This window comes from Paenibacillus melissococcoides (genome assembly GCA_944800085.1).
GTDB lineage: Bacteria > Bacillota > Bacilli > Paenibacillales > Paenibacillaceae > Paenibacillus_B > Paenibacillus_B melissococcoides.
Genome location: CALYLO010000001.1, coordinates 840534 through 849538, shown reverse-complemented (window position 1 = coordinate 849538; position 9005 = coordinate 840534). Strand labels below are relative to the sequence as shown.

Annotated in this window: 4 protein-coding genes and 2 pseudogenes; 2 read left to right on the top strand and 4 right to left on the bottom strand. The window is 51.9% G+C overall.

Going from position 1 to position 9005, the window contains the following annotated elements:
* The first annotated feature begins 184 nt into the window (after positions 1-184).
* A complete protein-coding gene (locus OCY70_RS03950) occupies positions 185-1375 on the top strand; it encodes an IS4 family transposase (protein WP_261944587.1) in 1191 nt (396 codons plus the stop codon).
* 138 nt (positions 1376-1513) lie between these two features.
* On the opposite strand, the gene OCY70_RS03945 is transcribed toward OCY70_RS03950, so the two are convergent.
* From OCY70_RS03945 to OCY70_RS03930, 4 genes and pseudogenes are all read right to left on the bottom strand, one after another.
* Positions 1514-5593, bottom strand: a complete 4080-nt coding sequence (locus OCY70_RS03945; protein ID WP_261944649.1) for an amino acid adenylation domain-containing protein — start codon at positions 5591-5593, stop codon at positions 1514-1516.
* Positions 5594-5794: 201 nt separating this feature from the next.
* Positions 5795-6850, bottom strand: a complete 1056-nt coding sequence (locus OCY70_RS03940) for a monodechloroaminopyrrolnitrin synthase PrnB family protein (RefSeq protein ID WP_213425768.1) — start codon at positions 6848-6850, stop codon at positions 5795-5797.
* Between the two features lie 412 nt (positions 6851-7262).
* Positions 7263-8122 (bottom strand): annotated as a pseudogene (locus OCY70_RS03935) (M20/M25/M40 family metallo-hydrolase).
* Positions 8119-8532, bottom strand: a pseudogene (locus OCY70_RS03930) (ABC transporter permease); the annotation flags it as partial. The pseudogenes OCY70_RS03935 and OCY70_RS03930, both read right to left, overlap by 4 nt.
* On the opposite strand from OCY70_RS03930, the gene OCY70_RS03925 reads away from it, so the two are divergent.
* Positions 8495-8803, top strand: a complete 309-nt coding sequence (locus tag OCY70_RS03925; RefSeq protein WP_261944654.1) for a hypothetical protein — start codon at positions 8495-8497, stop codon at positions 8801-8803. The pseudogene OCY70_RS03930 and the gene OCY70_RS03925 overlap by 38 nt on opposite strands.
* Positions 8804-9005 lie beyond the last annotated feature (202 nt).

Below are 9005 nucleotides of genomic sequence, written 5' to 3'. Positions count from 1 at the left end.
ATAAACGGAAAAACGTTTATCCCCGCACTAGCGTTGCATCAATCTTTTTACGAAAATTTCTACCCCATAAGTCTCTATATTTGTAACTTATTGAACTATATTCGTGGACAAAAATAAAGAAATCTCCTATTGTTGAGTTACCCAAAGCGTTATCCATAAAAACGCCTCAACAAAGGAGATTTCTATGGATAACGTACCGAATCAAAACGTCATTTGTCAATGCCTAAAATGGTTACATGTTCATTCTACTCGACACGAGTCATTGGATTACCGGGCCCAAAAGTTGTTTGTCGGCGCTTCGACACTCTTATTTGTAGAGGCACAGCTTCAGCAACGAGACTCATACAAAGTCATGTCAGAGCATGTAGCCGCTAATCCTGAATTTCAAGAACTGCTTGGACTCAAGAGCATAAGCGCTTCCCAACTATCGCGGAAGCTGAAACGGCTGCCTATGGAGTATCTTCAGACGCTCTTTTTCTCGCTCATTGATCGAATCAAGCAACTTACAAAAGGGAAACGCGGCATTACGCCTGGTATTGGGAAACTCAAGCTAATCGATTCATCGGGAATTACACTACCTCCCATTCTCGCGAAATGGTCCTATTGTTCCAAAAGTAGCCATGGCGTGAAGATGCACACCTCCTTGGTCGTTGCGGACTCCAAAACGATGTATCCAGACAAGATCGTCGCTTCAACCAAAGATGTAGCCGATCATGAAGTCGTGTTGGAATTTACAGTGGATAAAGATGCGACCTACGTGATGGACCGAGGATACCAGGTGTACGACCATTTTCAGAAATGGGTAGAGGATAAGATTAAATTTGTTTGCCGCGTCAAGCAAAAGAGCCGGTTAACGATCATCAGAAAAAGAGACCTCCCCAAAAGGCAGAATGGGTTTATCCTTGATGCTGATGTGACGATGCCGGAGCTGCCAGCGGTTCTGCGTTTGATTGAGTTTAACGATGACCAAGGGCGTACCTATCGAATTGTAACGAATCGATTTGACTTATCCGCACATCAAATTGCCGAGATTTATCGAAATCGCTGGCATATTGAGTTGTTTTTTAAATGGGTCAAGCAGCATATTCGATTGGTAAAACCCCACGGTTATACGGCCGAAGCGATTTGGAACCAAATGTATATTGCTTTAATCGCGTATGCTCTCTGTTTGCTGATTAAATTAACACTGGACTGTAAAAAGTCGACATGGGACCTCCTCCAGTTGATTCGCATCTATGCGGAAAAACCATGGGAAAATTTGATCGCTGCACTCAACCGCAAGCCGACTCGAACATCTAGAGGTCGACCAAAGCGAAATGGGAGACGTCCGAAAAAGGCAACAAAGTCGATGAAACCGAGACTGATTGTGACGTAATGACAAACGAAAACGATTTTTACATATAATGGATAACGCGTAGGGTCTGTTTCCAGCTCGACTTTTTTAGACTTAGCGCGGACATCGCAAATGTAAATATATATCATATATTGATGTTAATTGAAATTAGATTATGAACTAACCGCTCGATGCAACGCTAGTGTTATCCCCGGCCGGATGCGTGCGCAGCGCCAGCGTATTTACAAACATGCCGAGCATGCTTGCCAGGTCGGCATGCGGGCGGCCCGCCACCGGCGTTCCGACAATGATCTCCTCCTGCCCGCTCAGACGAGACAGCAAGGTGCTATATGCCGCCAGCAGCACCATGTACACCGTAGTGCCGCTCTCCTGTGCCAGCTTGCGGACACCCTCCGCCAACTCGCCTTTCAGTTCGAAATCCGCCCGGCCCCCCTCGATGCTGCGCATCGCCGGGCGCGGATAATCAGCCGGCAGGCTCAGCGCCGGCAGTTCGCCGGCCAGTTCCTTAAGCCAATACGCTTCCTGCTTCGCATAGGCCTGCGACTGCCTGTATTTTTGCTGCCAGACCGCATAGTCCTTATACTGCAGCCGCAGCGGATTCAGTTCTTCTCCGGCATACAAGGCGGCCAATTCTTCCGTTAGAATTTGAACGGAAATTCCGTCCGAAATAATATGATGCATATCGAACAAGAGCAGATGGCGTTCTTCCCCGAGTCGAATCACCTTCATGCGCAGGAGCGGGGCCACGCCAAGATCAAACGGGCGGATAAAAGCCCGGATTTGCTCGTCCGCTCGGCCTTCTTCCGTGTCCTCGCAGGATACGGAAAAAGAGACATGGTCATGGATCTGCTGCATCGGCTCGCCGTCCACGACCGTAAACGAGGTGCGAAGCGCCTCATGACGAGTAATAAGCGATTGTAATGCCGCTTCGAGACGCTCCTTATCCAATGGGCCTACCACTTGGAACGCGGCGGGCATATTGTAACCAAGTCCTGCCTCATCCAATTGGTGCAGCACATACAATCGTTTTTGCGCCGACGACAGCGGATAATAATCCTGCTCCGAAGCGGGAAGGAGAGACTCATACGCCCGTTCGGCTGCCGAAGTGACGGCTTGGGTCAATGTCTTCAGGTTGGTTGTCTGAAATATGTCGCGCAAGCCGATCTCGGACTGGAACTCCTGATGAATGCGCGTTAACAGCGTCATCGCTTTCAGCGAATGGCCCCCGAGCTCAAAGAAATTATCATGGAGTCCCACGAAGTCCTTATTCAAGACCTCTTGCCACAGTAACGCCATTTTCTGCTCGGCTTCTGTCGTTGGACGAACGTATTCTTGTCGGGATGCAATCGCATCGGGTCTCGGCAAAGCTTTGCGATCCACTTTGCTGTTTGGCGTCAAGGGAAGCCGCTCCAGCTTCATATATATGGCTGGCACCATGTAGTCTGGCAGGCTCGAGGACAGGAATGCCCGCATTTCTGCGATCTCCAGTTCAGCGTCGCCCGTGTAATAGGCACAAAGCACTGGCTCTCCCTGCAAATCGGGCATTACGGCAACCACTGCCTCGCGAATGCCCCCAAACTGCATCAACTGTGCTTCAATCTCTCCCGGCTCGACCCGGTATCCGCGAATACTGAGTTGATCGTCCAGCCGGCCGAGAAACTCCAAATTGCCATCCGGCAGCCAGCGGGCCTGGTCTCCGGTGCGGTAAATCCGTCCGCCTGCCGCATAAGGATCTGTGACAAAACGCTCGCTCGTCAACTCCGGTCGATTCAGGTAGCCCCGGGCTACTCCTTCTCCTCCGATGCACAGTTCTCCGGGTACGCCTACAGGCTGGAGGGTTCCTCCCCGCCCCAGCACGTACAGGTTGACATGGGGAAGCGGCTTCCCAATCGGCACATTCCCTTCTCCAGGCGGCTGCCCCCCCTGTTCCACTTCATAGTAAGACGCATCGATGCATGCCTCCGTCACCCCGTAGCTATTGAGGATGCGCATGTCGGCCCCAAAGCGGCTGTGCAGCCGGCGGAAGTCTGCGGCCGCAAGACGATCCGAGCCCAGGATAAGCAGTTCCAACTTGCCGGTATCCAAGCGATGATCGTAAATATAGTCCATGAGCGGAACCAGCAGAGCAGGCGTCGACTCCAACAGCGTAATGCCGTATTCGACGATCATCCGATGAAGCCGGGGCAGTTGGAGCCGAACCTCGTCCGGGCAGAAAACCATCACTCCCCCATTCGGCAGGGTTCTGGCCAGATCGCCGGCAAATACGTCAAACGAGAAGCTGGCCAGTTGCAGCAGCCGGATCTCCATCTCTTGGAGCTTGTACTCTTGGCGCCATGCCCAAGCCGTCTGCATCCAGCTATGGTGTTCCACCATAACTCCTTTCGGCGTTCCCGTTGTCCCTGACGTATAAATGAGATAAGCAAGCTGCTCCGGGCGGCAGTGAAGGCGTAAATTCGAGGCGTCGCCGGCATAGCATTCCTCCTGCCGCAAATCCAAGACCCTGCATCCCTCGGGCAGAGCAAAGCCAACAGAGCCAACCGTCAACAAAATGCCGGCTCCGCTATCCGCCAACATATAAGCAAGCCGATCGGAAGGCAAAGAGTGATCCAGAGGCACGAAGGCTCCTCCCGCCTTAAGGACAGCAAGAACGGCCGTTACGATTTCCGGCGACCGTTCCCCGAGAATCGCCACGGGGCGTCCCATCTCAATCCCCAGGTTGTTCAGGGTACGGGCTAGCTTATTTGCGCGTTCATTTAATTGGCCGTAGGTCAGCGACGATCCGTCCACTCCCGATAGCACAGCCATCCGTTCCGGGGCCTTCGCGGCCTGTTCCTCGAACAGCTCGTGCAGCAGACCGCCAGGCTGCCGGTTGATATTTCGTCCCGCGCTAAAGGCTTGAAGGATCTCGCGACGTTCTTCCGGCGGCATCACATGAAATTGTTCTACCGCCTGCATCGGCTCAGCCATTCCTTCCCGAAGGATGTGCATCAATCTGGCAAACAGGCGGTCCATATCCTCCGCCGCGAACAAATCGGTTAAATAATCGATTTGAACAGCCATCTCGCCGCTTTTTACATTTTCGCGGATATGTACCGTTAATTCATTATCCTGATGTCCATTTCCGAGAGGCATCGTCTCATATTGTACGGGAGCATCTTCCGGAACCGTGTCCCATGCCAACGGATGATAATTAAAAAAAATGGGCAGCAGGGCTCCCGTAAAACCAAATCGTTCGCGGAGCTCCGGAATGATTCGATTGTAAGGATATTTCTGATGCCGGATCAGCTCGCCCTGCTTCATTTTCACCTGCTTCAAGAGGTCGGTGAAAGACAAAGCAGCATCCACGCGCAAGCGAAAAGGCGTTGTGCTGACGAGCATGCCTACCATCGTTTTCTGATCAACGGACGTTCTGTTGGCATACATGGTTCCCAGCACAACTTCTTCTTCTCCGCATATTCGCGCCAGATACAGGCATAAAGCCGTGACAAACAAATTGAAGGCAGAGACTTGATGTTTTTCGCAGAATTGATGAATGTCTTTGCATAGGGATGAGGGAAGCTGGTATTGGCTGTAAGAAGCTGCGTTGGTGGCAGTCTGGGCTGCCTGTTCGGAAAAAGCCAAGCTTGTGATTGGCGGCAGCGTACTGAATTCTTTGTCCCAGTATGCCTTATCTTTGAGGAAGCGGGATGATGCAAGATAGGTGTCTTCGCTAGCAAGGAGTTTCGTAAAAGAGGGCGCTGGTTCCATCGTAAACTCCTCATTGCGTAACAAGGACGTATAAGTTTGAATAATTTCGTTTCCTATCAGGTTCAAGGAATAACCGTCAGCAATCACATGGTGAATTTTCAAAAACAATCGGGCCTCCAGCTCTCCTGTCCGGAACAACGTGAATTCAAACAATGGAGAATCAAACAGAGCGAAGGGCTGGCGCGAACGCAAATCGACGATCTCTTGCCATGCTTCGGCTTCTTCCCCCCTCACGTCTATGACATCAATATGGAACGGTTCGAACGGAACAACATAAATTTGCGGCTCCTGACCATCCATCTGTTTTAAGCGCACCCGAAGGGAATCATGCCGGGAAGCCAGCATCTGTAAGGCCCGTATGATCTTCTCTTCGATAATCGTTCCCTGCAAGGTAAGCAAACTGTTCAAAGCGGCAACGGTCGTATTGGGATTGAGCAGTTCCATATACCACACTCTTCGCTGCGCTTCTGTCAATGTCCAAGTATTTTTCATGATTAATTGTGATTCTTTTTTGTTATTTGACATATTCATCCTTCTCCCTAATTAAATTAAGTGTGCTAGGGCGTCCTTGAAAAGACTCTGTACAACCTGATTGGGATTCTGGGGATGTCAAAAGCAGTGCGGCGTTCATGGTGAGGGACGTATAACCATTACTTCTGTAGATTCGGATCGGACTTTTACGGTTTGGCGAGATCATACTCGGGGTTTTATCTTTTCCGTAGCGGTACGCTTGGCTTGATCGACGACGTCAATTCGCTCCTGTAAAAAGGTATCGAACGCAAAACCTCCCGTACCTTTGGAAACGGAAGCATCTTGATTGCGGATATATCTGCTGACCAGTCCCTGATGTACATTACGGAATTTGATGATTTCATCGTAAATATCGACAAGAAGGTTGAGTTCGGAAGAACGGTCTCTCCCGGATTTCAAATCGGCGGAATAGATTTGCTTTAGGGAAGGAGCAGCCATCGCATTTTTGATGCGGAATCGCTCGCATGGCTCCAAATAAGGCAAAAGATCACGAGTCGTTTCCATATAGGCATCATCGGCAGTGCCCGTAATGAGATCGGTCAGGATCACGCTCGCAATGTGCACGCCGCTAGGCGCATTGTAATTGATGCCATTCACCTCAACGGGGAAAAAATAATCTCTGAAAAAAGTTATAAAAAAGACGGGGTCTACTCCTTTGTGCACCTCTGCGTTTTCCTTGCGCACCTGCCTCATAGCCGCTTTTACGGCTTTGAGAATTTCCAGGCGTTCCGGCAGGCACGGATCCGACTGAAGCTTCACCAATTCCTCAACCGCCGGCTTGAGCGCTAATTCCGATTGCTGATGCCGGGTGATAAAAGCAACTTCACTGGCATCCCCTGTGAATGTTCGCAGAGAATCGGCAGGGTTGTATGCAATATACGAAGCATAGGTATCCCGTGGAATTAAACCGGTCAGCAAGGAAAAAAGGTCCAAAATCGAGGACACCCTGTGCAGCTCGGAAGCAAGAATCCCTTGCTTCAAGCACGAAATGAGGTAGATGCCCAAATCCCCCATTGCCAGCACCTTTTCATTGTAAGGACGGTGATATGCGAAATCGATGAGGTGCTGATTATCATCTGGCAAAAGAGAAAGGCCGAACCTCAATAAGTCAGCCTGGGAACCGGTCTTGTTTAGGGGAGGAAGTTCATTTACCACAAAACGGCTAAAGGCACCCAATGGATATTGCAACTCTTCGCACATGCAATTCACTGTAGTCATCGTACTCTCTCCTTCTGTCGAAGTTATTAACGAGAAAGATTTCAACCTATTATTCTTGTGGAAAGTAAACGACTTCGCTGATAGGAAAACTATAATTATAAAAAATATCACATTTGGGATATTAAGTCAATTTCAACCTATGGATTGACTCTTTCATCTCCACACTCCACTAAAAGTAAGCTCCGCTCCATCCGGCTAAAAGATCGAGTACGGGAACAAATGTTAACCCTAACTCGACCTTTTTGCGAATCTAACGGTCATCCCACAGGTAATATGGGACAGCCTCTTCTCTTGTTATAAAGTTAGTTGAATACGAAACTGCCAACAGATTCATGAGTATTCTAACGCTGAGCGTGCTCTGTTCCACTGCCGTGTCCCAATTGCCAGCACTGGTGCCCCGAAGCGGCTGGATCTAGATCCGCTCCAAGATACCCGATAATAAAGCCGTGCGGCGCGCAAGCTCAGGCACCCAGATGAATTCGGACGGCGAATGCGCGCCGCCTCCGCCGATGCCGAGCCCGTCGAGCGTCGGCGTGCCGCAGGCGGCAATGAAGTTGCCGTCGCTGACGCCGCCGGTGCTCGCCTCCTCCAGCTCCTCCCGGGCTGCCAAGCGGGCGATCGCATACAGCCGGGCGCTGGCCGCGGTCCGCTCCATCGGCGGCCGATTCATATCGCCGTCGATGCGCAGGCGGGTGCCGGGCAGAATGGGAACCAGCCCGTTCAGCCTCCCCGGGAAGCGCCGGAAGTCGTCCATCGTGTCCACGCGCACATCGATCTCGGCTTCGGCATAATCCGCAATCACGTTGGCGCCGATGCCCCCGGCGATCTTGCCCACATTGATCTGGATGCCGCGGTCCGCAGCGGACCACGAGTGCAGCCGGATAATCTGCCGGGCGAGCTCCTCCACCGCCGAGATGCCGATAATGAGCGATGGACGGTAAGCGGCGACAGGAGCAGCGCGTTCAGCGCCCCGCTCCCGGGGGGCTTGTATTTGTGCAGCGCAAAGGCGGCCAGCGTGCCGATAAACGTCGCCAGGACGGCCGTCACCGCGGCCAGCTTCAAGCTGACCCAGAACGATTCGATGAACTCCGGCCGGTCCAGGATTTTCGCATACCATTGCAGCGAGAAGCCCTCCGGCGGAAAGCGAAGCACCCCCGTCGCCGTGAAGGAGGTCGGCACAATAATAAGGAGCAGCGAGACCACGAAGAAGACGACGAGAAACGCGATGATGCCCAGCGGGGAAATGCGGAACCGCCCCGTTCGGTTCGTCATGACGAGAACACCTCCTTATATCGCTTGGTCTCAACCAATTTCGTAAATACCGCCACCAGCCCGAGCGTCGAACCGAGCAGCAGAAAGGCCAACGCCGCGCCAAGCGACCAATCATAAGCAGCCATCATCTGCTCGTAGGCGATGACCGGCATCACCTTCACCGACGTGCCGCCCATCAGGGCCGGCGTGACGAAGGCGCTCATCGCCAGGCTGAGCGGCAGCGTGACGCTGAAGAACATGCGCAGCCGCGACGCGCCGAGAATGCCGGCCGCTTTATACAGCGAGGCGTCCACGGCATAGAGGCTAGTGGCGACGGCCAGCACCATATAGACGATCAGAGAGTCCGCCAAGCCGATAACGACGCCGAGCTCGTTGTACAGCAGGCGCAGCGGGCTGTCGATCAGGCCCAGCAGCGGCAAGGCGATCGTGCCGATAACTTATGACAATACGACGTATTTGCCCGTCAGAAGCGATTCAGAAATAAAAACATTGAATGAGATGTACAGCTCCTATCTCAAAAAGAAAAAAGCCGAAAGCCCGCTCAACTCCTCCGCCGAAACAAGCTTGTCGATTATGGGGGACAGCGCGAGCGAAAGCTTAATTCCCGGGATGACAACGGATATGTCGAGGCTTCCGTCAACGGGAATGAGTTATAAGCAGGATAGTGACGCCGTCGGGTAAGGTAGCAGCGTAAGTGGCTGTCCCATAAGTAGTTTTTTAGCTGCAGCGGACAGCCCCATCCCGGCTTCTCACAGCGATGTAGCTAAAAAAACTGTGAAAATGCAGTTTTCCTTGATGACGTGTGCTCCGTTGCGGGAGTTCCTGCACCACTGCATCAATTTCAGACTCTTCAATAGATGAAAGACAAAAATCGATGAAAATA